Annotated in this window: 24 protein-coding genes; 14 read left to right on the top strand and 10 right to left on the bottom strand. The window is 72.7% G+C overall.

What is annotated here, in order from left to right; translation table 11 throughout:
* Positions 1–58: 58 nt before the first annotated feature.
* Positions 59–877, bottom strand: a complete 819-nt coding sequence (locus HAV40_RS27770; RefSeq protein ID WP_166386337.1) for an enoyl-CoA hydratase-related protein — start codon at positions 875–877, stop codon at positions 59–61.
* A 17-nt stretch (positions 878–894) separates the two neighbouring features.
* On the opposite strand from HAV40_RS27770, the gene hemW reads away from it, so the two are divergent.
* Positions 895–2,109, top strand: a complete 1,215-nt coding sequence (gene hemW, locus HAV40_RS27765) for a radical SAM family heme chaperone HemW (RefSeq protein ID WP_166386335.1) — start codon at positions 895–897, stop codon at positions 2,107–2,109.
* Positions 2,110–2,114: 5 nt separating this feature from the next.
* Here hemW and HAV40_RS27760 read toward each other — a convergent pair whose 3' ends face one another.
* Positions 2,115–2,636: a DUF4870 domain-containing protein gene (locus HAV40_RS27760; protein ID WP_166386333.1), complete on the bottom strand. Its 522-nt coding sequence runs from the start codon at positions 2,634–2,636 to the stop codon at positions 2,115–2,117.
* Between the two features lie 229 nt (positions 2,637–2,865).
* Between HAV40_RS27760 and hrcA the strand changes: the two genes are divergently transcribed.
* The 3 genes from hrcA (at position 2,866) to HAV40_RS27745 (ending at position 5,898) form a co-directional block, all read left to right on the top strand.
* Entirely contained in the window at positions 2,866–3,888 is a 1,023-nt protein-coding gene (hrcA, locus tag HAV40_RS27755; RefSeq protein WP_166386332.1) for a heat-inducible transcriptional repressor HrcA, read from the top strand.
* Between the two features lie 42 nt (positions 3,889–3,930).
* Positions 3,931–5,061 (top strand): molecular chaperone DnaJ, encoded by a 1,131-nt coding sequence (gene dnaJ, locus HAV40_RS27750; RefSeq protein ID WP_166386330.1) that lies wholly within the window; start codon positions 3,931–3,933, stop codon positions 5,059–5,061.
* Between the two features lie 102 nt (positions 5,062–5,163).
* Complete coding sequence (locus HAV40_RS27745; RefSeq protein ID WP_166386328.1) at positions 5,164–5,898, top strand: 16S rRNA (uracil(1498)-N(3))-methyltransferase; 735 nt, start codon at positions 5,164–5,166, stop codon at positions 5,896–5,898.
* A gap of 175 nt (positions 5,899–6,073) precedes the next feature.
* Here HAV40_RS27745 and HAV40_RS27740 read toward each other — a convergent pair whose 3' ends face one another.
* Positions 6,074–6,838, bottom strand: a complete 765-nt coding sequence (locus HAV40_RS27740) for an SDR family NAD(P)-dependent oxidoreductase (protein WP_166386326.1) — start codon at positions 6,836–6,838, stop codon at positions 6,074–6,076.
* 24 nt (positions 6,839–6,862) lie between these two features.
* Here HAV40_RS27740 and HAV40_RS27735 point away from each other — a divergent pair, with 24 nt between their 5' ends.
* From HAV40_RS27735 to HAV40_RS27710, 6 genes are all read left to right on the top strand, one after another.
* Positions 6,863–7,216, top strand: coding sequence for a histidine triad nucleotide-binding protein (locus tag HAV40_RS27735; protein WP_166386324.1), 354 nt, complete (start codon positions 6,863–6,865; stop codon positions 7,214–7,216).
* 10 nt (positions 7,217–7,226) lie between these two features.
* Positions 7,227–8,603 (top strand): serine hydrolase domain-containing protein, encoded by a 1,377-nt coding sequence (locus HAV40_RS27730; RefSeq protein WP_166386322.1) that lies wholly within the window; start codon positions 7,227–7,229, stop codon positions 8,601–8,603.
* 136 nt (positions 8,604–8,739) lie between these two features.
* Positions 8,740–9,783, top strand: a complete 1,044-nt coding sequence (locus HAV40_RS27725; protein WP_166386320.1) for a PhoH family protein — start codon at positions 8,740–8,742, stop codon at positions 9,781–9,783.
* Between the two features lie 16 nt (positions 9,784–9,799).
* Complete coding sequence (gene ybeY / locus HAV40_RS27720; protein ID WP_166386318.1) at positions 9,800–10,351, top strand: rRNA maturation RNase YbeY; 552 nt, start codon at positions 9,800–9,802, stop codon at positions 10,349–10,351.
* A gap of 40 nt (positions 10,352–10,391) precedes the next feature.
* Positions 10,392–11,708, top strand: coding sequence for a hemolysin family protein (locus HAV40_RS27715; protein WP_166386316.1), 1,317 nt, complete (start codon positions 10,392–10,394; stop codon positions 11,706–11,708).
* Positions 11,701–12,054: a cytidine deaminase gene (locus tag HAV40_RS27710; RefSeq protein WP_166386314.1), complete on the top strand. Its 354-nt coding sequence runs from the start codon at positions 11,701–11,703 to the stop codon at positions 12,052–12,054. Before HAV40_RS27715 ends, HAV40_RS27710 begins: the two co-directional genes overlap by 8 nt.
* Before the next feature lie 358 nt (positions 12,055–12,412).
* Here the strand turns inward: HAV40_RS27710 and HAV40_RS27705 are convergent, their stop codons facing one another.
* From HAV40_RS27705 to HAV40_RS27695, 3 genes are read right to left on the bottom strand one after another with little or no spacing between them, the layout of a single operon-like run.
* A complete protein-coding gene (locus HAV40_RS27705) occupies positions 12,413–13,222 on the bottom strand; it encodes a sugar phosphate isomerase/epimerase family protein (protein WP_166386312.1) in 810 nt (269 codons plus the stop codon).
* Entirely contained in the window at positions 13,219–14,325 is a 1,107-nt protein-coding gene (locus HAV40_RS27700) for a dihydrodipicolinate synthase family protein (protein WP_166386310.1), read from the bottom strand. Before HAV40_RS27700 ends, HAV40_RS27705 begins: the two co-directional genes overlap by 4 nt.
* Positions 14,322–15,467, bottom strand: a complete 1,146-nt coding sequence (locus HAV40_RS27695) for a Gfo/Idh/MocA family protein (RefSeq protein WP_166386308.1) — start codon at positions 15,465–15,467, stop codon at positions 14,322–14,324. The genes HAV40_RS27700 and HAV40_RS27695 overlap by 4 nt, the downstream gene beginning before the upstream one ends.
* Positions 15,468–15,598: 131 nt before the next feature.
* Between HAV40_RS27695 and HAV40_RS27690 the strand changes: the two genes are divergently transcribed.
* On the top strand, positions 15,599–16,624 hold the full coding sequence (locus HAV40_RS27690) for a LacI family DNA-binding transcriptional regulator (protein ID WP_166386306.1): 1,026 nt from the start codon (positions 15,599–15,601) through the stop codon (positions 16,622–16,624).
* Between the two features lie 93 nt (positions 16,625–16,717).
* Positions 16,718–18,046 (top strand): hypothetical protein, encoded by a 1,329-nt coding sequence (locus HAV40_RS38995; RefSeq protein WP_166386304.1) that lies wholly within the window; start codon positions 16,718–16,720, stop codon positions 18,044–18,046.
* Between the two features lie 75 nt (positions 18,047–18,121).
* Here the strand turns inward: HAV40_RS38995 and HAV40_RS27680 are convergent, their stop codons facing one another.
* The 4 genes from HAV40_RS27680 to HAV40_RS27665 all read right to left on the bottom strand — a co-directional run bounded on the left by HAV40_RS27680 (position 18,122) and on the right by HAV40_RS27665 (position 20,909).
* Complete coding sequence (locus HAV40_RS27680) at positions 18,122–19,411, bottom strand: delta-60 repeat domain-containing protein (RefSeq protein ID WP_166386302.1); 1,290 nt, start codon at positions 19,409–19,411, stop codon at positions 18,122–18,124.
* A 69-nt stretch (positions 19,412–19,480) separates the two neighbouring features.
* Positions 19,481–19,867, bottom strand: a complete 387-nt coding sequence (locus HAV40_RS27675; protein WP_166386300.1) for a hypothetical protein — start codon at positions 19,865–19,867, stop codon at positions 19,481–19,483.
* Positions 19,864–20,052, bottom strand: coding sequence for a hypothetical protein (locus HAV40_RS27670; protein ID WP_166386298.1), 189 nt, complete (start codon positions 20,050–20,052; stop codon positions 19,864–19,866). Before HAV40_RS27670 ends, HAV40_RS27675 begins: the two co-directional genes overlap by 4 nt.
* Positions 20,053–20,078: 26 nt before the next feature.
* Positions 20,079–20,909: a phosphoribosylaminoimidazolesuccinocarboxamide synthase gene (locus HAV40_RS27665; RefSeq protein WP_166386296.1), complete on the bottom strand. Its 831-nt coding sequence runs from the start codon at positions 20,907–20,909 to the stop codon at positions 20,079–20,081.
* Between the two features lie 110 nt (positions 20,910–21,019).
* Between HAV40_RS27665 and HAV40_RS27660 the strand changes: the two genes are divergently transcribed.
* Together HAV40_RS27660 and era are read left to right on the top strand one after the other, a co-directional pair.
* Positions 21,020–22,156 (top strand): XRE family transcriptional regulator, encoded by a 1,137-nt coding sequence (locus HAV40_RS27660; RefSeq protein ID WP_166386294.1) that lies wholly within the window; start codon positions 21,020–21,022, stop codon positions 22,154–22,156.
* A 15-nt stretch (positions 22,157–22,171) separates the two neighbouring features.
* Positions 22,172–23,059 carry a GTPase Era gene (gene era / locus HAV40_RS27655; RefSeq protein WP_166386292.1) on the top strand — a complete coding sequence of 296 codons (888 nt, stop codon included), beginning with the start codon at positions 22,172–22,174 and terminating at the stop codon, positions 23,057–23,059.
* Positions 23,060–23,077: the final 18 nt, after the last annotated feature.

Raw genomic sequence — 23,077 nt, 5'->3', positions numbered from 1 at the left:
CGTCCGGAGGGCACAGTGCCCTCCGGACGCCCGCCCCCGCAGGCTCGTGCAGACCAGCCTACGGCGTGTCCGCCACTGCGGCACCGTCCTCGTCGGGCCGCGGAACCCAGGCTGCATCCCGTTTCTCCCGGAATGCGGCGACTCCTTCCCGGCCCTCCGCGGACCCGAAGAAGCGCAGCGAGATTTCCGACAGGTACGCCAGTTCGGCGTCCAGCTCCGGCTCCGCGCGGCGGCGCAGCAGTTCCTTGGCGGTCGCCAGCGAGGCCGGCGCACCCCGGACCAGGCTGTCGCACCAGCGCGCCACGATCGCGTCCACGTCGTCGTCCGGCGCGGTCGCGGTGACCAGGCCGATCGCGGCGGCCCTGGCCCCGTCGAAGACGTCCCCGGTCAGGTACAGCTCCGCGGCGGCGCGCGGGGCCAGCCGGGGCAGCACCGTCGCCGAGATCAGCGCGGGCACCACACCCAGCCGCACCTCGGAGAAGGCGAACGTGGCCGCGGCCGTGCACACCGCCAGGTCGGCGGCGGCGATCAGGCCCAGGCCGCCCGCCCGCGCCGGTCCGCGCACCGCGGCGACCACCGGCTTGGCCGACCGGGCCACCGCGCCCAGCACGTCACCCAGCAGCGCGGCCGGCATCTGGCCCGACTTCGCCGCGGCGGCGGTCTCGGCCAGGTCGGCCCCGGAGCAGAAGGCCGGCCCCGTGTGGTCGAGCACGATCACCCGGACCCGGTCGTCGGCGTTCGCCTCGGCGAGCGCCGCCAGCAGCTCGGTCATCAGCCGGTGCGACAGCGCGTTGCGGTTGTGCGGGCTGTCGAGGGTGATCGTGGTTACGCCGCGGGCGTGGGTGGCCCGGACGAGGTGCGCGTCAGGTGAGGACATGAGGGCAGACTAGAGCCGTGGCACAGCTCCCCGACGGTGAACCCGTCCCCGACGACGGCACCCTTCCCGGCTCCGCGCTGACCGACGTCGGCGGGCGCGGCTTCGGCGTGTACCTGCACGTGCCGTTCTGCGCCAGCCGCTGCGGTTACTGCGACTTCAACACCTACACCGCCTCGGAGCTGGGCGGCGCGGACACCGACGGCTACGTCGAGGCGGTGCTGGCCGAGCTGGCGCTGGCCGCGAAGGTGCTGCCCGCCCCGCCGCGGGTGGACACCGTGTTCGTCGGCGGCGGCACGCCGACCCTGCTCAAGCCCGCGCAGCTGGGCCGGATGCTGGAGGCGGTCGACCGCACCTGGGGCCTGGCCGCCGGGGCCGAGGTGACCACCGAGGCCAACCCCGAGTCCGTCGGCCCGGCGTCACTGCGCGAGCTGCGGCAGGCCGGATTCACCAGGATCTCCCTGGGTATGCAGTCCGCCGCGCCCGGTGTGCTGCGCATCCTGGACCGCAAGCACACCGCCGGACGCGCCCCGGCCGCCGCGACTGAGGCACGCGAGGCGGGCTTCGAGCACGTGAACCTGGACCTGATCTACGGGACGCCGGGGGAGACCGAGGACGACTTCGCGGCCTCGCTGGCGGCGGTGGTGGGGGCGGGGGTGGACCACGTCAGCGCGTACGCCCTGATCGTGGAGGACGGCACCCGCCTGGCGGCCCGGATCCGGCGCGGGGAGATCGCGTCCCCGGACGACGACGTGGCCGCCGACCGCTACCTGGCGGCCGAGGCGGCGCTGTCCGCCGCCGGGCTGGGCTGGTACGAGGTCTCCAACTGGGCCGCCGACGAAGCCGCCCGCTGCGCGCACAACCTGCTCTACTGGCGCGGCGGCGACTGGTGGGGCCTCGGACCCGGCGCGCACAGCCACGTCGGCGGGGTGCGCTGGTGGAACGTCAAGCACCCGGCCCGGTACGCGTCCCGGCTGGCCGAGGGCCTGTCCCCGGGGCTGGGCCGGGAGATCCTCACCGCCGAGCAGCAGCACACCGAGGACGTGCTGCTGCGGCTGCGCCTGATCGAGGGCCTGCCGCTGGACGTGCTCGACGACGCCGGGCGCGTCGCGGCGGGCCGGGCACTGGCCGACGGGCTGCTGGAGTCCTCCGCGTACGCGGACGGCCGCGCGGCGCTGACGCTGCGCGGCCGTCTCCTCGCGGACGCGGTGGTCCACTCCCTGCTGGCCTGGTGAACTGGTTACTTGACCAGCTTCAGGAAGGTCATCGGGTAGGTGTAGCTCTGACCCTCGTTGGCCTTGATACCGGCCAGCACGCCGAAGACCACGCCGACGATGGTCGCGGCCAGCGCGATGAAGATCGGGATGATCAGGCAGCTCAGGATCCAGCAGACGATCGAGACGATCGAGATGCCGATCTGGAAGTTCAGCGCGTCGACCGCGTGCGCGCGGGCCGCGGGCGACTTCGGGCCCTGCACGAGCATGGCGATCAGCGGGGCGACCCAGCCGCCGCCACCGGCGCCGAGCAGCGCGCCGGCCGCACCGCCGAAGTGGGCGACCAGGGCCCAGGTCTTGTCGTCGTTGCTGGCGAAACCGGCCGGCGCGACGTTGCCGACGACCGGCGGCGGGCCGTAGCCGCCGGGGGCCGACGGCGGGGGAGACATGGGGGCCGACGGCGGCGGCGATGCCGGGGCCGGCTTGTCGAAGGAGGGGGCCGAAGGAACCGGCGGCTCGGAGGAGCCGGGCGGGGTGGGTTCACTCATGCCCGCCAGGCTAGGTGTGTGGATCAAACGACGCCAGTCAACACCCGTGACCGATAGGCGACACTGTGCTGACCGATCGGCCGCGTTCACCCGGCGTCCACTTTCGCGACGGGTGCGCGCGGTGTCGGATGCCGCGCGGTGTCGACCCCGTCACCACGCCTATGCCGTCCGGGTGACGGCCCACGTAGACTGGCACTCGCTGACGACGAGTGCCAGCCGGGAGGTGCGTATGGGTCTGGATGACCGCAAGCTCGAAGTGCTGCGTGCCATCGTCGAGGACTACGTCGCGACGCAGGAGCCCGTCGGGAGCAAGGCACTGGTCGAACGGCACGCCCTGGGCGTGTCGTCGGCGACCGTGCGCAACGACATGGCCGTCCTCGAGGAGGAGGGCTACATCCGCCAGCCGCACACCTCGGCCGGCCGGGTCCCCACCGACCGCGGCTACCGGCTGTTCGTCGACCGGCTGTCGCGGGTCAAGCCGCTGTCCCCGGCCGAGCGCCGGGCGATCGAGCGCTTCCTGGTCGGCGCGGTCGACCTCGACGACGTGGTGCACCGCGCGGTGCGCCTGCTCGCGCAGCTCACCCGGCAGGTCGCCGTCGTGCAGTACCCGAGCCTGACCCGCTCGTCCGTACGCCATCTGGAACTGGTCCCGGTCTCCACCACTCGGCTGCTGCTCGTCATGATCACTGACACCGGCCGGGTGGAGCAGCGGGTCGTCGAGCTGCCCGGCCCGGTCGAGATCGACGAGATCACCGAGCTGCGCCGTACGCTCAACGCGACCCTGGTCGGGGTGAAGCTGGTGGACACCCCGCCGCTGGTGCAGGGCCTGGTCGAGCGCGCCGAGCCGCAGGGCAAGGCAACCATGAGCACGCTGGTCAGCGTCCTGCTGGAGACCCTGGTCGAACGGCACGAGGAGCGACTCGCGCTGGCCGGGACGTCGAACCTGGCCCGGATGGGCCCGCTCGACCTGACCACCGGCGCGCTGCGGCCGATCCTGGAGGCGCTGGAGGAGGAGGTCATCCTGCTCAAGCTCTTCGACGAGGTGAAGTCGGGCGCGGCCCGGGTGCGCATCGGCGACGAGAACGAGGTCGTCGACCTGCGGGCCACCTCGGTGGTCAGCACGGGCTACGGCCCGGGCGCGACCGTCGTGGGCGGGATGGGCATCGTCGGCCCGACCCGCATGGACTACCCCGGCACCATCGCCACCGTTCGCGCCGTCGCGCGTTACGTCGGCGAGATGCTGGGACATTGATTCCGAATTTCCTGTTGTTGCTGAACGAGGCTTGAGGACAGCGTGGCCAAGGACTACTACGGCATTCTCGGCGTTCCCAAGGACGCCGACGCCGACGACATCAAGCGGGCGTACCGCAAGCTCGCCCGCCAGTACCACCCGGACGTCAATCCGGACCCGGCCGCGTCGGAGAAGTTCAAGGACATCAACAACGCGTACGAGGTCCTCTCCGACGACCAGAAGCGCCGCATGGTCGACCTGGGCGGCGACCCGCTCGCGCCGGGCGGAGGCGGCGCGGGTGCGGGCGGCCCCGGCGGCGGTCCGTTCGTCGGCTTCCAGGACATCATGGACGCGTTCTTCGGCGGCAGCGGTTCACGCGGACCCCGTCCGCGCACCCGTCCCGGCGCGGACGCGATCCTGCGGCTGGACCTCGACCTGTTCGAGACCGCGTTCGGCGTGGAAGCGCCGATCACCGTGGACACCGCGGTGCTGTGCACCACCTGCTCCGGCGCGGGCACGGCCGCGGGCACCCATCCGCAGACCTGTGACACGTGTGGCGGCCGCGGCGAGGTGCAGTCGGTGCAGCGCACCTTCCTCGGCCAGGTCGTGTCGTCGCGCCCCTGCAACACCTGCCAGGGCTTCGGCACCACCATCCCGCACCCGTGCCCGACCTGCGCCGGCGACGGCCGCGTCCGTACCCGGCGCAGCCTGACCGTCAAGATCCCGGCCGGGGTCGAGGACGGCATGCGCATCCGCCTGGCCAACCAGGGCGAGGTCGGCCCCGGCGGCGGCCCGTCCGGCGACCTCTACGTGGAGATCCACGAGCGGGCCCATGACGTGTACGCGCGCAAGGGCGACGACCTGCACTGCAAGGTCACCGTCCCGATGACCGCCGCCGCCCTGGGCACCCGCCTCACCATCAAGACCCTCGACTCCGAGGAGCAGGTGGAGGTCAAGCCCGGCACCCAGCCCAACTCCACCCTGCGCATCCGCGCCAAGGGCGTGCCACACCTGCGCGGCGCGGGCCGCGGCGACCTGTTCGTCCACCTCGACGTACGCACCCCCACCCGCCTCGACGGCGAACAGGAGCGCATGCTCCGCGAGTTCGCCCGCCTCCGCGGCGAGGAGGTAGCCGAACTCTCCAAGCAGGGCGGCTTCTTCTCCCGCGTACGCGACGCCTTCAACGGCCACTGACCCGCCCCACTCCCTCCCGCCGCGTTGATCATGAACTTGTGAACGTGTTCGACGGCGTGTCGGTACCCGCAAGTTCATGATCAACGCAGGAGGGTGTGGCACGTGAGTGCGCCGCTGTTTCTCGTCGAGGAGCTGCCTGCCGGGCGGCGGTACGTGCTCGGTGGTGTGGAGGGGCACCATGCCGCGACCGTGCAGCGGTTGCGGGTGGGGGAGTCGCTGCTGCTCGCCGACGGGCGGGGTGGGGTGGCGTCGGCGGTGGTCGCGGCGGTCGGCAAGGGGTCGCTGGAGTTGACCGTCAGCGAGTTGCGGCACTTTCATGCGCCGGATCCGCGTCTGACCGTCGCCCAGGGCATCGCCAAGGGCGATCGGGGCGAGCTGGCCGTGCAGGCGATGACCGAGGTCGGCGTCGACGAGATCCTGCCCTGGGCGGCGTCCCGCAGCGTTGCCCAGTGGCGCGGCGACCGGGGTGCGAAGTCGCGTGAGAAGTGGGCGGCGGTGGCCCGCGAGGCCGCCAAGCAGGCCCGGCGTACCTTCCTGCCGCTCGTCGGCGGCGACCCCGACGTGTCCACGAAACAGCTCGTCCAGCGGCTGTCCTCGGCCTCCGCTGCCTTCGTGCTCCACGAGGAGGCCACCGAGCGGCTGTCCCAGGTCGAGTTGCCCGCTGCCGGGGAGATCGTGCTGGTCGTCGGCCCCGAGGGTGGCATCGACGACGCCGAACTGGCGACATTCACGGCGGCCGGTGCCGTCGCGGTCCGCCTGGGCGACAACGTGCTCCGCACCTCGACCGCCGGCGTCGCGGCCCTCAGCCTCCTCGCGACCCGCCTCGGCCGCTGGTGATCCACCCGACCACCACCCACCCCACGACCGCCCCTCCGGTCGCAACTCTTAAAGAGTCGCGGCCTCGGCCCACCCACGAAGCCGCGACTCTTTAAGAGTTGCGGCAGGGGAGGGGCGGCGGGGGGCGGCGGGGGCGGCGAGGGGCGCGGCGGCGGTGGTGGGGTGGTGGGGTGGGTTAGCGGAGGTGGGAGGCGCCGTTGAGGTCTAGGACGGTGCCGGAGGCCCATTCGGCGGCGGGGTCGGCGAGCCAGAGGATGGCGGCGGCGATCTCTTCGGGGCGGGCTACCCGGTGGAAGGGGCTCTGGGCGGCGTGGTCGGGGCCGCGGGGGACCTTGTAGGAGGCGTTGGTCTCGTCCTCCTGGACGTAGCCGGGGGCGACGGAGGCGACGGAGATGCCGTGGGGGGCGAGGGCGACGGCCAGGGACTGGCCCATGGCGTGCAGGCCCGCCTTGGCGGCGCCGTACGCGGGCTGGCCGGGTTCGCCGCGGTAGGCCCCTCGGGAGCCGACGTTGATGACGCGGGCGGGTGGGGAGCCTGGAGGGCGGGCGAGCATGTGGCGGACCGCGCACCAGGTGACGTTGGCGGGGCCGGTCAGGTTGACGGCGAGCGTGCGGGCCCAGAGTTCCTGCCACTCGCGGTAGGAGACCTCGGTGATCGGGTGCGGGTAGGCCTGACCCGCGTTGTTGACCAGCACGTCGAGTCCGCCGAGCGCGGCGGCGGCCTCGTCGACCATCGCGGCCACGGCATCGGCGTCGGCGAGGTCCGCGCGTACGACGGCATGTCCTTGACCTGGTAGTGAGGCGCGCAGGGACGCGGCGAGGCCGGCGGAGTCGCGGTGGTGGATCGCGACCCGGTCGCCGCGGGCGGCGAACGCGGCCGCGACGGCCCGGCCGACGCCGCGCGACGCCCCGGTCACGAGCACCGCACGTGGCTTCGACATGAGGTTCAGCCTACGATCTGTCTCGTGACCATTGCCGACTGCCTGTTCTGCCGCATCGTGGCGGGGGAGATCCCCGCGACGGTGGTCGCCGAGACCGAGCGCACCCTGGCGTTCCGGGACATCGCCCCGAAGGCGCCCACGCACGTGCTGGTGATCCCCAAGGAGCACTACGCCGACGTCGCGTCGCTGGCCACCGCCGATCCGGGGCTGGCCGGTGAGGTGCTGGGCACCGTCGCCGACGTGGCGACCGCCGAGGGCGTGGTGGGCGAGGGCTTCCGCGTGATCTTCAATACGGGCGCGTCGGTGGGGCAGACCGTGTTCCACGCGCATGCGCACGTGCTCGGCGGTGTCGACATGGACGGCGATCTCACCGGGTAGTCTCGCCGCCGTGGCAGACGTGAACCGCACTCTCGAACGCCTGGTCCGCGCCGTACAGGCCGAGGCCAGGGTGCCCGCCCTCAGCGTGGCGCTGCGCCGCGACGACCGTCCGGTGTGGACCTTCCAGGTGGGCGGGTCCGGCAACCCCGGCGCGCCGCTGGACGCCGCCACGCCGTTCCGGATCGGGTCGATCACCAAGACCTTCACCGCGGTGCTGGTCCTGCAGGCCCGGGACGCGGGCCTGCTGGACCTCGACGATCCGATCGGCGTACACCTGGACGTTCCCGCGCACGGCGGGCTGACCATCCGGCGGCTGCTGTCGCACACCGCCGGCCTGCAGCGTGAGCCGGTCGGCGACGTGTGGGACACGCTGTCCCCACCCGACCTGCCGGGGCTGCTCGGCGACCTGGCCCGCACCGAGGCGATCCACCCGCAGGCGCGCCGCTTCCACTACTCGAACCTGGGCTTCGCGCTGCTGGGCCACCTGGCCGCGCGGCGGCTCGGCGGCGACTGGTGGGACCTGGTCGAGCAGCGCATCTGCGGCCCGCTGGGGCTGACCGCCACCACGTACGCCGCTCCGGAGCACGCCGCGACCGGTTACCTCGTCGACGAGTACTCCGATCACGCCCGGCCGGAGCCGCCGACCGACTTCGGCGCGGTCTCCCCGGCCGCGCAGCTGTGGAGCACCGCCGCCGACCAGGCCCGCTGGGCGGCGTTCCTGACCGACCCGGCCTCGGTCGACCCGGCCGGGGCGGTGCTGGCCGCGGCGACGCTGGCCGAGGCGCGCTGGCCGCTGACCCCGCGCAACGAGCTGCTGTGGGGCTCGGGCGTCGGCCTGGGCCTGATGCTGTGGCCGCGCGAGGGCCGGGTGCTGCACGTGGGCCACAACGGCGCGATGCCCGGCTTCCTGGCCGCCGCGTGCGGTCGGCACGGCGGCTCCGGAAACCCGGGGGGTATGGCGGCAGCCGTGCTCGCCTCGTCCGGCACCGCCTCGGCGATCATCGACCTGCCGCACCGGCTGATCGAGGAGGCGCTGGCCGCCGACCCGGTCGACGTCGCGCCGTGGACGCCCGGCGAACCCGCTCCCGAGCACCTGCGCGGCGTGCTGGGCCGCTGGTGGGGCGAGGGCTACGAGTACGTGTTCCGCTGGGCGGACGGGGTGCTGACCGGCCGCGGCGCGGACGATCCGGCCGACGCGCCCCCGGCGGTGTTCGCAGCGCTGCCGGGCGAGCCGGACGTGCTGCGTACGGTCTCGGGCCGGGAGGTGGGCGAGCGGCTGCGGCTGACCCGTGACGCCTCCGGCGAAGTGGTCCGGATGCACTGGGCGACGTACCGCTTCACGCGCCGCCAGGAGACCTTCGACGGGATCTGGGTGAGCGAGGGGTGATGTGCCGAAACCACCACGCCGTCTTAACCACTGGCGGCGATGGTGGGATCGGTGACTACGATGGGACCAGGCGGGCGGCGACCTGAGGCGGCCCGGTGAGTGCAGAGAGCGGGTGCGGTAGGCCGTCGGCCGACTTATGAGCGTTGCTTCCTCTTCGAACGCGGTGCAGACCAAGATCACCGTGCCCGACCCGAGTGTCATGGTCCAGTTGCTGGGCACCGGCGACCGTGTGCTCAGGCTCATCGAGAAGGCCCTGTCCAGCGACATCCTGGTCCGGGGCAACGAGATCACCATCACCGGCCCGGCGGCCGAGAACGCGCTTGCCGAGCGCGTCTTCGGCGAGCTGCTGGAGCTTATCGAGAAGGGCGAGCCGCTGACCGAGGACGCCGTCCGACGCACCGTCGGCATGCTGACCGATGAGGGAACCACCGAACGCCCCGCCGAGGTGCTGACCCTCAACATCCTCTCCCGCCGCGGGCGCACCATCCGCCCCAAGACCCTCGGCCAGAAGAAGTACGTGGACGCGATCGACGCGAACACGATCGTCTTCGGCATCGGGCCTGCCGGCACCGGCAAGACCTACCTGGCCATGGCCAAGGCGGTCCAGGCGCTGCAGGCCAAGCAGGTCAGCCGGATCATCCTGACCCGGCCCGCGGTCGAGGCGGGCGAGCGGCTGGGCTTCCTGCCCGGCACGCTCAACGAGAAGATCGACCCGTACCTGCGGCCGCTCTACGACGCGCTGCACGACATGATGGACCCCGAGTCGATCCCGCGCCTGATGACGCAGGGCACGATCGAGGTGGCTCCGCTGGCGTACATGCGCGGCCGGACGCTCAACGACGCCTTCATCATCCTGGACGAGGCCCAGAACACCACGCCCGAGCAGATGAAGATGTTCCTGACCCGGCTCGGCTTCAACTCCAAGGTCGTCGTCACCGGTGACGTGACGCAGGTCGACCTGCCGGGAGACCAGCGCAGTGGCCTGCGTGTCGTGCAGGAGATCCTGGACGGCCTGGAGGACGTGCACTTCTCGCGGCTGACCAGCGCCGACGTCGTACGGCACCAGCTGGTCGGGCAGATCGTTGACGCATACGAAAAGTGGGACGAGAACCAGCAGCGTGAGACGCTGCCGGCGAACGTTCACCCCGTGCCGCGGCGCGGCGCGGGGCGACGCCGCTGACGACTAGGGATAAAGAGTGTCTATCGAGATCGCCAACGAGTCCGGGTTAGACGTCGACGCCGACAACATCGTCGCCGTCGCCCGGCACGCCCTGGTCCAGATGGGGGTCAACCCGCTCGCCGAGCTCTCGGTGCTGCTGGTCGACTCCGACTACATGGCGGAGCTGAACCACCGCTGGATGGACAAGGACGGCCCCACGGACGTGCTGGCCTTCCCGATGGACGAGGACACGATCGACCACGGCCCGTCGGAGTCCTCCGGCGGGCAGCCGTCGCTGCTCGGCGACATCGTGCTCTGCCCGGAGGTGGCCGCGTCGCAGGCGCTGCGGTACGGCTCCGCCGACCCGCGCATGCGCACCGGTGATAGCGTGCCGGATGCGCCCGCCCCCGGGCTGCACGGTGACTACAGCACCGCGGACGAGCTGAGCATGCTCACCATCCACGGCGTGCTGCATCTGCTCGGCTATGACCACGCCGAGCCGGAGGAGGAGCGGGAGATGTTCGCCCTGCAGGGCAAACTCCTGGACAGCTGGCAGGCTCGGGCGACGGGCGGGGCGAGCGGATCATGAATCCTGCCCATACCGTTCCGGCTGAGGACGGGACAGCACGGTGACCCAGCTGGGCAGTCTGCCCGACATTCCGCTGCTGTGGTCGGCGGCCGGTCTGGTGGTGCTGGCGGGGCTGTTCGCGATGACCGAATCAGCCCTCGCCGTGATCTCTCCCGCCCGCGCGGCGGAGCTCAACCGCGAAGGACTGCGCGGCGCCGCGGCGCTGCAGGCGGTGGCGGCCGACGCGGTACGCCACATCAACCTGCTCCTGCTGCTCCGGCTGCTGTGCGAGCTGACCGCGACCACGCTGGTGGCCCTGGTCGCCGTGGACACGTTCGGGCCCGGCTGGACGGCCGCGCTGGTCACCGCCGGGGCGATGAGCGTCATCAGCTTCGTGGTGGTGGGCGTGGCCCCGCGCACCATCGGCCGTCAGCACGCGTACGAGGTGGGCCGGTACACCGCCCCCGTGCTGCGCTGGCTCGGCCGGGTGCTCGGCCCGCTGGCCAGCCTGCTGATCATCATTGGTAACGCGGTCACGCCCGGCAAGGGCTTCCGCGAGGGCCCGTTCGCCAGCACCCAGGTGGAGCTGCGCGAACTGGTCGACCTGGCCGAGCAGCGCGGTGTCGTGGAGCACGGCGAGCGCGAGATGATCCACTCCGTGTTCGCGCTCGGCGACACCATCGCCCGCGAGGTCATGGTGCCGCGCACCGAGATGGTCTGGGTCGAGTCGAGCAAGACCGCCGAGCAGGCGCTCGCGCTGGCCCTGCGCTCGGGCTTCTCCCGGGTGCCGGTCATCGGCGAGTCCGTCGACGACGTGCTCGGCGTCGTCTACCTCAAGGACATGGCCCGCCAGGTGCAGGAAGGCGGCGCGGCGACGCCCGTCGAGCACCTGATGCGGGTGGCGGCCTTCGTGCCGGAGTTCAAGCCGGTCGACGACCTGCTCTCGGAGATGCAGGCCGCCCGCACCCACCTCGCCATCGTCATCGACGAGTACGGCGGCACCGCCGGGCTGATCACCATCGAGGACATCCTCGAGGAGATCGTCGGCGAGATCACCGACGAGTACGACGTCGAGCGGCCCCCGGTCGAGCGGCTGGAGGACGGCGCGGTGCGGGTCACCGGACGGCTGCCGATCGAGGACCTCGGCGAGCTTTTCGACGTCGAGCTGCCCGCCGACGAGGTCGAGACCGTCGCCGGGCTGCTCGCCCAGGCGCTGGGCCGGGTGCCGATCCCCGGCGCGCAGGTCTCGGTGGGCGGGCTGACCCTGGTCGCCGAGGGCACCACCGGTCGCCGCAACCACATCGACACGGTGCTGGTCACGCGTGAGGAACCCGCCGACCAGCACACCCCCTCCGAAAGGCACATGGCAGATGTCTGAGGTCACCATCGAGTCCGTCTCGGCCGAGGACCGCAAGCTGCTCACCATGGCGCGCTCGGCCCGTGCCCGGATCGGCGCGATCGAGGGCGCGGCGGTCCGCGACGGCGACGGGCGTACGTACACCGGGGTCAGCATCAGCCTCCCGTCGTTCTCGGTGTCGGCGCTGCGCCTCGCGGTCGCCTCAGCGGTCGCCGCCGGTGCGAGCACCCTGGAGGCGGCACTGGTCGTCACCGAGGCCTCCATGGTCGACGGCCAGGACCTCGCCGCCGTCCGCGACGTCACCACGGGCATCCCGGTCTACCTCGCCACCCCCGACGGCTCCATCGCCGCCGCCGGCACCGCCTGACCGGCACCGCCTGACCGGCACCGCCTGACCGGCACCGCCTGACCGGCACCGCCTGACCGGCCGGTTCCTGACCGTCGCGGGCGGCGCACGGTGCGCTTCGCGCCGTTCCACGTTCAAGATCGCTGTTTCAGGTCAGAACCTGTGGTCTAACCACACCTTTCGACCCGAAACAGCGATCTTCGCGCCGGACCCCACCCTCTTCCGTAAGGAAGGGCACCTTCCACACCGCTATGCGGTGTGGAAGGTGCCCTTCCTTCGGCGTGGCGCGGTGCGGTGCGGCGTGGCGCGGTGTGGCGGGGTGCGGTGCGGTGTGGTGGAGCGCCGGGTGGCCGTGCAGGGCGGTGGGGTGGAGGGGCGGTTAGAGGGGGCCGAGGTGGGTTAGGTGGCGGGTTACGACGGTTTTGACGGTGTCGGCGGGGGCGGTGTCCCAGATGGTCTGGTTGAAGATCTCGACCTCGACGTGGCCGGTGTAGCCCGCGCGGAGCACGGCGTCGGTGATCGGGGCGAAGTCGATGTGGCCGTCGCCGACGTGGCCGCGGCCCAGGAGCATGTCGGCGGGGAGCGGGACCACCCAGTCGCAGACCTGGTACGCCGAGATGCGGCCCTCGGCGCGGCTGATCTGGGTGAACAGCTCGGGGTCCCACCACACGTGGTAGGTGTCGACGACGACGCCGACCTCGTGCGGGGCGAACGGCGCGGCGAGGTCCAGGGCCTGGCCGAGGGTGGACACGACGGCCCGGTCGGCGCAGAACATCGGGTGCAGCGGTTCGATGGCCAGGCGTACGCCGTGCCTGCTCGCGTACGGCACGAGCTGTTCGAGGGCGCGGGCCACGTGGGTGCGGGCCGCGGGCAGGTCCTTGGAGCCCTCGGCCAGCCCGCCGACGACGAGCACGAGTTCGGACGTGCCGAGCTCGGCCGCCTCCTCGATGGCGCGCCGGTTGTCCTCCAGCGCCTCGGCGGAGCCGGACGTGACGAAGCCGCCCCGGCACAGGCTGGTGACGGTCAGCCCGTGCTGGTCGAGCAGCCGCCTGGCCGCCTTCGCCCCGCCCGCCGCCGCGACGACGTCACGCCACGGGCCGATGCCGGTGATGCCGTTGTCGGCGCAGAGTCGCGCGGCCTGGGCGAGGCTCGCCTTCTTGATGGTGGCGGTGTTCAGCGACAGCCTCATGCCGCGCCGTCCAGGTATCGGGCCAGCCGGTCGGCAGCCAGGTCGGGGTCGTCGAGCACGCCCGCATCCCCGGCCAGGCGGTGCAGCTCCAGCAGGTGGTCGCGGGAGCGGGAGTGCTCCTGCCCGCCGACCATGACGAAGCGCTCCTGGTGGCCGTTGAGCCAGGCCAGGAACACGATGCCGGTCTTGTAGTGGTAGGTCGGCGTGCCGAAGATGTGCTTGGCCAGCGGCACGGTCGGGTCGAGGATCGCGCGGAACCGGGCGGTGTCGCCCGCGTCCAGGGCCTCCAGCGCCTTGGCGGCCGGGACCGCGATCGCGTCGAAGATGCCCAGCAGGGCGTCGGAGTAGCCGACCTCGTCGCCCGCGATCAGCTGCGGGTAGTTGAAGTCGTCGCCGGTGTAGAGGCGTACGCCGTCGGGCAGCCGCCGCCGGATCGCGACCTCGCGGGCCTCGTCCAGCAGCGACACCTTGATGCCGTCGATCTTCGAAGCGTTGGCGTGGATCAGTTCGAGGGCGCTCTCGGTCGCCGCGTCCAGGTCGGCCGCGCCCCAGTAGCCGGCCAGCGCCGGGTCGAACATGTCGCCGAGCCAGTGCAGGATCACCGGCTGCTCGGCCTGCGCCAGCAGCTTGCCGTAGACGGCCTGGTAGTCGGCCGGGCCGGTGGCGGCGGCGGCCAGGGCCCGCGACGCCATCAGGATGACCTTCGCGCCCGCCTCCTGCACGACGTCGAGCTGCTCGGCGTACGCGGCTTCGATGGCGGCCAGGCTGTGCGTGCCCGGTGCGAGCTGGTCGGTGCCCGCGCCGCAGGCGAGCCGGCCGCCGACGGACCTCGCCTCCGCGCCGCTGCGGCGGATCAACTCGGTGGTGGCGGCCCAGTCCAGGCCCATGCCGCGCTGCGCGGTGTCCATCGCGTCGGCGATGCCCAGGCCCAGCGACCACAGATGGTGCCGGAACCGCATGGTGGCGTCCCAGTCGACGACCGCCGGGCGGCCCGCCCCGTTGTCGGCGGCCGGGTCGGCGACGACGTGCGCCGCCGCGTAGAAGACCCGGCTGCGCTCGGCGGCCGGGGTACGCGCGTCCTGCTCGGCGGGAGCCGGGTTCACAGGTCACCGACCAGGAGCTTGCGGCCCTCGCGGGCGGACTGCAGGCCCAGTTCGGCGAGCTGCACGCCGCGCGCGCCCGCGTAGAGGTCGTGGCCGTACGGGGCGTCGGCGACCACGTACGCCAGGAACTCCTCCCACTGCCGCTTGAAGCCGTTGTCGTAGGTGTCGTTCTCCGGCAGCTCGCTCCACTGGTCGCGGAAGTCGTGGCTGACCGGCAGGTCCGGGTTCCAGACCGGCTTCGGGGTGGTGGCCCGGTGCTGGACACGGCAGTTGCGCAGGCCCGCCACGGCGCTGCCCTCGGTGCCGTCGACGTGGAAGGTGACCAGCTCGGTGCGGTCGACGCGGGTGGTCCAGGAGCTGTTGACCGAGGCGACGATGCCGCCCTCCAGCTCCAGCACGGCGTACGCGGCGTCGTCGGCGGTCGCCGGGTAGGCGTCGCCCTGCTCGTCCCAGCGCTGCGGGATGTGGGTGGCCATCTGCGCGTAGACCGAGCGCACCGGGGCGATGACGTGGTCGAGCACGTACCGCCAGTGCGGGAACATGTCCAGGATGATGCCGCCGCCGTCCTCGGACCGGTAGTTCCAGCTCGGCCGCTGCGCTGCCTGCCAGTCGCCCTCGAACACCCAGTAGCCGAACTCGACCCGGACCGACAGGATGCGGCCGAAGAAGCCCGACTCGACCAGGCGGCGCAGCTTGAGCAGGCCCGGCAGGTAGAGCTTGTCCGCGACGACACCGTGCTTGATGCCCGCGGCCCGCGCCTCGTCGGCCAGCGCGACGGCGTCGGCCAGCGACTCTGCGGTCGGCTTCTCCGTGTAGACGTGCTTGCCCGCGGCGATGGCCTGGCGCAGCGCGGCGACCCGGGCGGTGGTCACCTGCGCGTCGAAGTAGATCTCGTTGCTGTCGTCGGCCAGGGCCGCAGCCAGGTCGGTGGTGTACCGGGTGAGTCCGTGCAGTTCGGCCAGCTGCTCCAGCTTCGCGGCATTGCGGCCGACGAGCACCGGCTCCGGCCACACCACGGTGCCGTCGGCGAGGGTGAGGCCGCCCTGCTCGCGGATGGCGAGGATGGAACGCACCAGGTGCTGGCGGTAACCCATCCGGCCGGTGACACCGTTCATGACGATGCCGACAGTTCTGCGGTCCATGCTCGTACCTCTCGGTCTGGCAGGCCGTGAGCGAGCACGGCCTGTCGGGATCGGGGAGGCCGCCGCTCGCGAGGAGCCGCGGCGAAGGGGGTGGAAAGCGCTTTCCGCCTGCGAGGCGGTACCCTACGCCCATGCCTCGAACCTCGTCAACCAGAGCGCCCGGCGGAGCCGTCACGCTGCAGCAGGTCGCCGCGGCGGCCGGTGTCTCGCTGGCCACCGCGTCCCGCGTGCTGCACGGCAGCGGCGGGCGCCGGGTGGCCGAGGCGCTGGCCGAGCGGGTGACCACGGCCGCCAGCGAGCTGCGCTATGTCGCGCACGCCCCGGCGCAGTCGCTGGCCCGTTCACGCAGCACCGTCGTCGGGGTGCTGGTGCACGACATCGCCGACCCGTACTTCGCCGCCATCGCGGCCGGGGCGATGGACGTGGCCCGTGAGCACGACCTGATGGTGCTGGTGGCCAACACCTTCCGTGATCCGGGTCTGGAGCGCGACTACCTGGCCCGGCTGCGCGCGCAGCGGGCCCGCGCGGTGCTGCTGGCGGGTTCGGCGTTCGTCGGCGAGCCGTTCGCCGAGGAGGTGGCGGCGTTCGCCGAGTCGGGCGGGCGGGTCGCCGCGATCGGCGCGCACGGCACCGGCATCGACACCGTGGAGCCCGACCAGTACGGCGGCGGCCGCCTGATGGCCGAGCACCTGGTCAGCCTCGGCCATCGCGAGATCGGGGTGATCACCGGTCCGGCGGGCCTGGCCACGGTCGCGCAGCGGCTGGCCGGGTTCACCTCCGTGGTGGCTCGACCGCGGCTGGTCCACGCGGACTTCACCCGCGAGGGCGGCCGCGCGGCGACCCACGAGCTGCTGACGCGCCACCCCGAGCTGACCGCTGTCTTCGCGCTGAACGACCTGATGGCGGCCGGAGCGCTGGCCGCCCTGCGGGAGCTGGGCCGTCCCGTGCCGGAGCGGGTCTCGGTGGCGGGCTTCGACGACCTGCCGGTGGCGACCGACCTCACCCCGGCGCTGACCACGGTGCGCCTGCGGCTCGCCGAGATCGGGGCGCGGGCCATGCGCCTGCTGCTCGACGACGAGCCGGTCGGCCGGCTGGTGCCCGCCGAGGCCGAGCTGGTGGTACGCGAGAGCACCGGGCAGGCCAGCACGCTGCACTAATAGCCCGATTTTCCCAAATAATCTGATTAGTCCGGTTTGAGGCGAACAACCGCGGGTAGTCCCTGGGCTGCGTCGAGCTCAGTGGAGGTATGCATGCGACGTCTCAACTTCCGACTCATCCGACCGGGACACCGGCCCCTCGCCGCCTGCGGGATGGCAGCGCTGACCTTCGGGATGGCGCTGGTGTTCGCGGGAACCGACCTCGGCGGCCAGCCCGCGAAAGCGTGGGCGAACGCGCCCGTCGACATCGTCCCGGCCAGCCTCGGCTTCACCGCCGCGGCGTTCGAGAACCACGTCTGCGACCCGGCATTCGGCGGCGGGCCGCTGTCCGGTCAGGACGTCTGGGTCTTCAAGCTGCCCGGCGACCACGCCGTGACCGGTGACTTCGCCAACCTCACCGCCACGTTCACGACCACCGACGGCACCGAGGCCACGGCCGCCGTCCCCGGCGAGGGCAGCGGCATCGTGCTGCGGGCCAACACCAGCAAGGCCTGGGTGGCCCTGCCCGCGGGCTGGACCCTCACCGGCGCCAAGGCCGAGGTCACCGGCAGTGCGAAGCATTTCGTACTGGCCCGCACCTGCCCGGCCGAGGACGCGGCCACGCTGCCGGGGGACCCCGTCGTGGACCCGTCGGCGCCACCGGCGGATCCGATCGTGGACCCGTCCGCCTCCGCCGCCCCGGCCCCGTCGGCCAGCGCCGACCCGCACCCCTCGCACTCCGCCGACCCTGACCCGTCGGACACCGCGAGCCCTGACCCGACCGACAGCGCCAGCCCGGCCCCGTCGGCCTCCGCGGCTCCCGAGCCGTCGATCGCGCCGTCGCTCATGCCCGAGCCCTCGGCGCCGCCGTCGGAGAAGGCGAAGCCCGCACACACCGCTTCGCGGGTGGAGCCCGCGGTAGACCCGTCGTTCGGGCCGGTGGAGCCGCCGGTCGTGGACCCGTCGGCCATGCCGTCACCGTCCGCCGACCCGTACGCGCCGCCCGTCGACCCCGGCCTGGACCCCTACGACCCGATCGTGGTCCCGTCCGTGCCGCCGGTCGAGCCGATCGTGGACCCGTCGGCACCGCCGGTCGAGCCGATCGTCGACCCGTCGGCACCGCCGGTCGAGCCGATCGTGGACCCGTCCATGCCGCCGGTCGAGCCGATCGTGGACCCGTCGGCACCGCCGGTCGAGCCCATCGTCGACCCGTCGGCACCGCCGGTCGAGCCGATCGTCGACCCGTCCGTGCCGCCCGTGGACCCGATCGTGGACCCGTCGACGCCGCCGGTCGAGCCGATCGTCGATCCGTCGGCGGCGCCTGAGCCGTCCGCGCCGCCGGTGGCTCCCGGCCGGGACCAGGCACGTCCGGCCGCGCCGGGTGCGTTCGGGCTGAGCGTTCTCGTCGGGCTGTGGGACGACATCGTCACCATGTTCCGCTGACCTGCGCAGACCCGGGGCCCCGTCTCCGCCGACCCACGCGGCGGTGACGGGGCCCCGTCCTGTCGGGCCGGTGGCTCACTCGCCGGTGGACGGCCGCGGGTAGGGGAACAGTCCGATGCGGGCGTGGTACTCGCGGCCCAGTTCGTCGGTGTCGGAGCCGACCAGCAGGCCCTTCGGGCTGTTCACGAAGGTGCGTACGCCCTGGCCGCGGGTGCGGGTCGGGTTCCAGTCCAGGGCGCGGCCGGTGACCGGGTCGAGCGCGGCGATGCCGGGCCGGTCCACCGCGCCGGGGCCCTTGGACTTCTGGCCGTACGTGTTGTCCTGCCAGAGCTGGTGGCCGCCGACGTAGACGGCCGGACCGGTGGCGGCGACGGCGTACAGGGAGTGGCCGCCGGTGTGGTTGATCCAGGTCGGGGAGTGCGCCCCGGACCCGGCGGTCTCGAACCGGGCCGCAGTGGTGCACGGCAGGTCCGGCCCGGAGTCGTGGCCGGTGGTGACCACCACGAAGTAGGAGCCGTCGGGCGAGTGGTCGATGCCGCGTACGTAGCTGTCGAAGCGGGCGTCGCAGCTGTCGACGCCGTAGAAGGACGTCGACCAGTCGCTGACCACGGCCTGCGGGCCGGTCACGTCGAGGCTGACCAGTTGCTGGCGGTCGTGGCCCTGTACGCGGGCGAAGTTGCCGATCACGACGAGGCGGGTGCCGTCGGGCGACAGGCTCATCGCCTCGGTCCGGGGATAGTTCTCGACGGCGTCCGACAGGGCCGCGTCGAAGCCCTCGTCGAGCAGGCCGGACAGCGCGTCGACGCGGGCCAGCCCGGCGCGGGGCACACCGGCGACGGAGCGGTAGTAGCCGCCGACGTACAGCGCGTCGCCGGACACGGCCAGGGTGCGCACGTCGCCGTCGACCGGGGCCCAGAAGCTGCGGTGCAGGCTGCCGGTAGCCGGGTCGAGCCGGGCCAGCGAGCGGCGCTTGCGGCCGTTGACCGTGGTGAAGTCGCCGCCCACCAGCAGGCTGCCGTCGGGCGCCTGCGCCAGCGCGTACACCGGACCGTCCAGTTCCGGCGCGAAGTCGGTGATCTGGCCGTCGGACAGCCGGAACGCCATCAGGTGGCGGCGGTTCACCGCGGCCCGGCGGTGCGCGTCCGTGGTGGCGCTGAAGGAGCCGCCGACCACGACCGTGTCGCCGATCAGGGCCATCGCCCAGACCTGCCCGTCGGTGACGTGCGGGGTCCAGTCGACCGGGTCCGCGGTGACGATGTGGGACACCGGTGGCCCCGCTCCCACGTCGGCTGAGGCGGCCACGGGGGCGAGGCCGCCGAGCAGGACGGAGGAGATGACAAGCGACACGCCGAGCAGAGAACGCATGTCTCTATGATCGGCGTGATATGGCGCTTATGTGGAGAAATGCGACAAAAGCTGCAAACCCGTTCGGGTTCACACTTCCCGGAGCAGGTCGGCGCCGAGGATCTTGCCCGCCAACGTCGGCTCGGTGGTCATCAGCGGCACCCGCAGCACCGCCGCGAGCAGGCACGCGTGCGCCAGGCCGAGGGTGCCGAGGTGATGGGCCAGCCCGCCGACCGCCTGCGCGTCCCCGGCGCTCAGCGCGACGACCTCGACCTGCGGCAGCGTACGCAGCACGTCCAGCATCGGCTCGTCGGCGCGGTCGGCCGCCCAGTACGCCTCACTCAGGCACAGCGCGGGCACCAGTGCGGTGAAACCGCCCGCCTCCAGGCCCGCCAGCGCGGCGCTGACGGTCAGGCTGTCCGCGGCCACGTAGCGCCGGATCGCACCCGTGTCCAGGACGCGGCCCGCGCGCCTCACCGGGCCTTCCGCTGCAGCTGCGCGAGCACGGCCTCGTAGTTGGCCTCCTGCTCGGCGATCCACTCCGGATCGCGGCGGCGCTGCTCCTCCAGCTCCAGCTGGCTGTGGAACTCGTCGAGCAGCTCCTGCGGGATGTCCGGCAGGCCGAGCCGCCGCCGCGTCTGGAGGTACGTCTCGCGCGCCATGTCACCAGGTTAACGCGACCGTCGGGTCAGGACCAGGACAGGCCGGTGAGCCGCTCGTACGCCTCGATGTAACGCGCCCGGGTCGCCGCGATGATGTCCTCGGGCACCTCGGGCGCGGGCGGGGTCTTGTCCCAGCCGGTGCCGACCGCCCAGTCGCGTACGAACTGCTTGTCGAAGCTCGGCTGCACCCGGCCGGGCGCGTAGCCGTCGGCGGGCCAGAAACGCGAGGAGTCGGGGGTGAGCACCTCGTCGCCGAGCACCAGCGTGCCGTCGGCGGCCCAGCCCAGCTCGATCTTCGTGTCGGCGAGGATGATGCCGCGCTCGGCGGCGATGTCGCGCCCGCGCGCGTAGACGGCCAGCGTGACGTCGCGCAGCCGCTCCGCGGTGTCCGCGCCGAGCTTGTCGACCACCGCCGCGTACGTCATCGGCATGTCCTTCTCGCCGACCGGGGCCTTGGTGGACGGGGTGAACACCGGCTCGGCCAGCCGGGACGCCTCGGTCAACCCCGCGGGCAGCTCGACCCCGGACACCGACCCGCCCGCCACGTACTCCTTGAGCCCACCGCCGGTGAGGTAGCCGCGCGCCACGCACTCGACCGGCACCATGCTCAGCGAACGGCAGCGCACCGCGCGCCCGGCGAACGCGGCGGGCACGTCCTCGGAGATGACGTGGTTCGGCACGATGTCTTCGAGCTGCTTGAACCACCACAGCGAGAGCTGGGTGAGCACCCGGCCCTTGTCCGGCACCGGCGTCGGCAGGATCACGTCGTAGACCGAGAGCCGGTCCGACGCCACCAGAATGATGTCCTCGCCGTCGCGGTAGACGTCCCTGACCTTGCCCGAATGCAGCAGCTCCACGGGGTTCACCGTACCGGAGCAGGAGTGCCCGCCGGTGAGCGCGGGTGGGCGTGTGTCAACCGTCCTGACAGCCGTTGCGATTATCGCGACTGCTCATTACGGTGATGGCCATGGATGAAGGCGTGGTCGACCGCGTTCGTTCGGTCATCACCCGAGTCTCCTCCAGCCAGGCCGCCTTCAGCGAGCTGGTCGGCATCAGCGCCGACAAACTGTCCAAATCGCTCAACGCGGTGCGCCGCTTCACCTCGCTGGAACTGGCGCTGATCGCCGACGCCGGTGACGTCAGCGTGGACTGGCTGCTCACCGGCCGCACCCGGGAACCCGCCCTGCCCACCGCCGAGCCGAGCACGGGCGACGAGATCCGCGCCCTGGTCGACCGCTACGCCACCGCGTACGAGCGGCTGCGCGTGCTGGGCCGCCGTCCGTCGCTGCCGCGGCTGTCCGCACCGCCCGCCGGGCCGCCCGCCGCGGCCGGTCGAGCGCTGGCGGAACGGGCCGTGGCCGCGCTGCGCGAGCACGGGGTGGCCCGACTGGGCGCCCTGCCCACGGCCGAGCTGGCGGCCGCCGTCGAGCAGGTCTTCGCGGTGGACGTGGCGGTCACCGCGCTGCCCGGCGGCGCGGACGCCCTGGCCTGGCAGTCCCCGCACGGGCAGCTGGTGCTGGCCAACGCCACCAGCCGGTTCACCCGGCAGCGCTTCGCGCTCGCGCACGCCTTGGGCCACGTGCTGGCCGGGGACGCCGCGCAGCCGCTGCTCGACCAGCACCTCGCGCCCGGCTGCCAGCGGGCCGGGCTGGAGCAGCGCGCCGACGCCTTCGCCGCCGCGTTCCTGATGCCCACCGCCGAGCTGCGGGCCGCGGCCGACGGCGCGCAGCTCACCGACGCCGTGTTCGCCGAGCTGGTCGGGGTGTTCGGCGTCTCGGCGGGGGCGATGGCGGCCCGGCTGGGCGGGCTCGGGCTGCTCGGCGCGGACCGGCAGGCCGAGCTGAGCCTGTGGACGGCCGCCCGCTGCCACCACGGCAGCACCGGGCGGCAGGCGCTGCTGGCCCGGCTGGCCGCGGCGCAGGCCCCACGGCTGCCCGCCCGGCTGGTCGGCGAGCTGTTCGCGGCGTACGCCGACGGGGCCACGACCCTGGTTCCGCTGGCCGAACTGCTGCAGACCCCGGTCGACGACCTGTTCGCCGCGCTGGTGGCCGAGCAGTCCACCAGCCGCCGGGGGTACGCCGATGAGCCCGCCTTCCTGCCCTGACGGTAGGTTGAGCAGGTGGCGGACAACTCATACCGTGCTGGATTCGCCTGCTTCGTCGGGCGGCCGAACGCGGGCAAGTCGACTCTGACGAACGCGATCATCGGGCAGAAGATCGCGATCACCTCGAACAAACCGCAGACCACGCGGCACATCATCCGTGCCGTGCTGCACCGCCCCGAGTCGCAGCTCGTGCTGGTGGACACCCCCGGCCTGCACCGCCCGCGCACCCTGCTCGGCGAGCGCCTCAACGACCTGGTCCGGGCGACCTGGAGCGAGGTCGACGTGATCGGCCTGTGCATCCCCGCCAACGAGCCGGTCGGCAAGGGCGACACCTTCATCGCCGGGGAGATCGCCGCGCTGAAGGCGACCGTCGTAGCCGTGGTCACCAAGACCGATCTGGTGGACAAGGAGACCCTGGCCAAGCAGCTGCTCGCGGTCACCGCGCTCGGCGAGTTCGCCGACGTGGTGCCGGTCAGCGCGGTGGCCAACTCGCAGCTCGACACGCTGGTCGACGTGATGGTCGGGCACCTGCCGAAGTCCCCGCAGCTCTACCCGGACGACATGCTCACCGACGAGCCCGAGCACGTGCTGGTCGGCGAGATGATCCGCGAGGCCGCGCTGGAGGGCGTACGCGACGAGCTGCCGCACTCGATCGCGGTGCTGATCCAGGAGATCATCCCTGAGGACGGCCTGACCAAGGTGTACGCCGACATCTACATCGAGCGGCAGAGCCAGAAGGCCATCATGATCGGTGCACGCGGCGCCCGCCTCAAGGAGGTCGGCACCAAGGCCCGCCTCCAGATCCAGGAACTCCTCGGCACCAAGGTCTACCTCGACCTCCACGTCCGCGTCGCCAAGGACTGGCAGCGCGACCCCCGCCAGCTCCGGCGGCTGGGCTTCTAGTCGGCGGGGGCCGGTAGG

This window comes from Catellatospora methionotrophica (genome assembly GCF_011297335.1).
Lineage (GTDB): Bacteria > Actinomycetota > Actinomycetes > Mycobacteriales > Micromonosporaceae > Catellatospora > Catellatospora methionotrophica.
Note: the sequence above shows the minus strand (reverse complement) of the source record. Positions and strands in the feature narration are given on the sequence as shown.

What these genes read in the sequence shown, in the direction of transcription:
- HAV40_RS27660 (WP_166386294.1), top strand. Translation starts at nt 21,020, where the DNA reads ATGGATGAAGGCGTGGTCGACCGCGTTCGTTCGGTCATCACCCGAGTC.
- HAV40_RS27740 (WP_166386326.1), bottom strand. Translation starts at nt 6,838, where the DNA reads ATGTCGAAGCCACGTGCGGTGCTCGTGACCGGGGCGTCGCGCGGCGTC.
- HAV40_RS27760 (WP_166386333.1), bottom strand. Translation starts at nt 2,636, where the DNA reads ATGAGTGAACCCACCCCGCCCGGCTCCTCCGAGCCGCCGGTTCCTTCG.
- HAV40_RS27695 (WP_166386308.1), bottom strand. Translation starts at nt 15,467, where the DNA reads ATGGACCGCAGAACTGTCGGCATCGTCATGAACGGTGTCACCGGCCGG.
- HAV40_RS27725 (WP_166386320.1), top strand. Translation starts at nt 8,740, where the DNA reads ATGAGCGTTGCTTCCTCTTCGAACGCGGTGCAGACCAAGATCACCGTG.
- HAV40_RS27670 (WP_166386298.1), bottom strand. Translation starts at nt 20,052, where the DNA reads ATGGCGCGCGAGACGTACCTCCAGACGCGGCGGCGGCTCGGCCTGCCG.
- HAV40_RS27705 (WP_166386312.1), bottom strand. Translation starts at nt 13,222, where the DNA reads ATGAGGCTGTCGCTGAACACCGCCACCATCAAGAAGGCGAGCCTCGCC.
- HAV40_RS27770 (WP_166386337.1), bottom strand. Translation starts at nt 877, where the DNA reads ATGTCCTCACCTGACGCGCACCTCGTCCGGGCCACCCACGCCCGCGGC.
- HAV40_RS27690 (WP_166386306.1), top strand. Translation starts at nt 15,599, where the DNA reads ATGCCTCGAACCTCGTCAACCAGAGCGCCCGGCGGAGCCGTCACGCTG.
- HAV40_RS27680 (WP_166386302.1), bottom strand. Translation starts at nt 19,411, where the DNA reads ATGCGTTCTCTGCTCGGCGTGTCGCTTGTCATCTCCTCCGTCCTGCTC.
- HAV40_RS38995 (WP_166386304.1), top strand. Translation starts at nt 16,718, where the DNA reads ATGCGACGTCTCAACTTCCGACTCATCCGACCGGGACACCGGCCCCTC.
- HAV40_RS27710 (WP_166386314.1), top strand. Translation starts at nt 11,701, where the DNA reads ATGTCTGAGGTCACCATCGAGTCCGTCTCGGCCGAGGACCGCAAGCTG.
- hrcA (WP_166386332.1), top strand. Translation starts at nt 2,866, where the DNA reads ATGGGTCTGGATGACCGCAAGCTCGAAGTGCTGCGTGCCATCGTCGAG.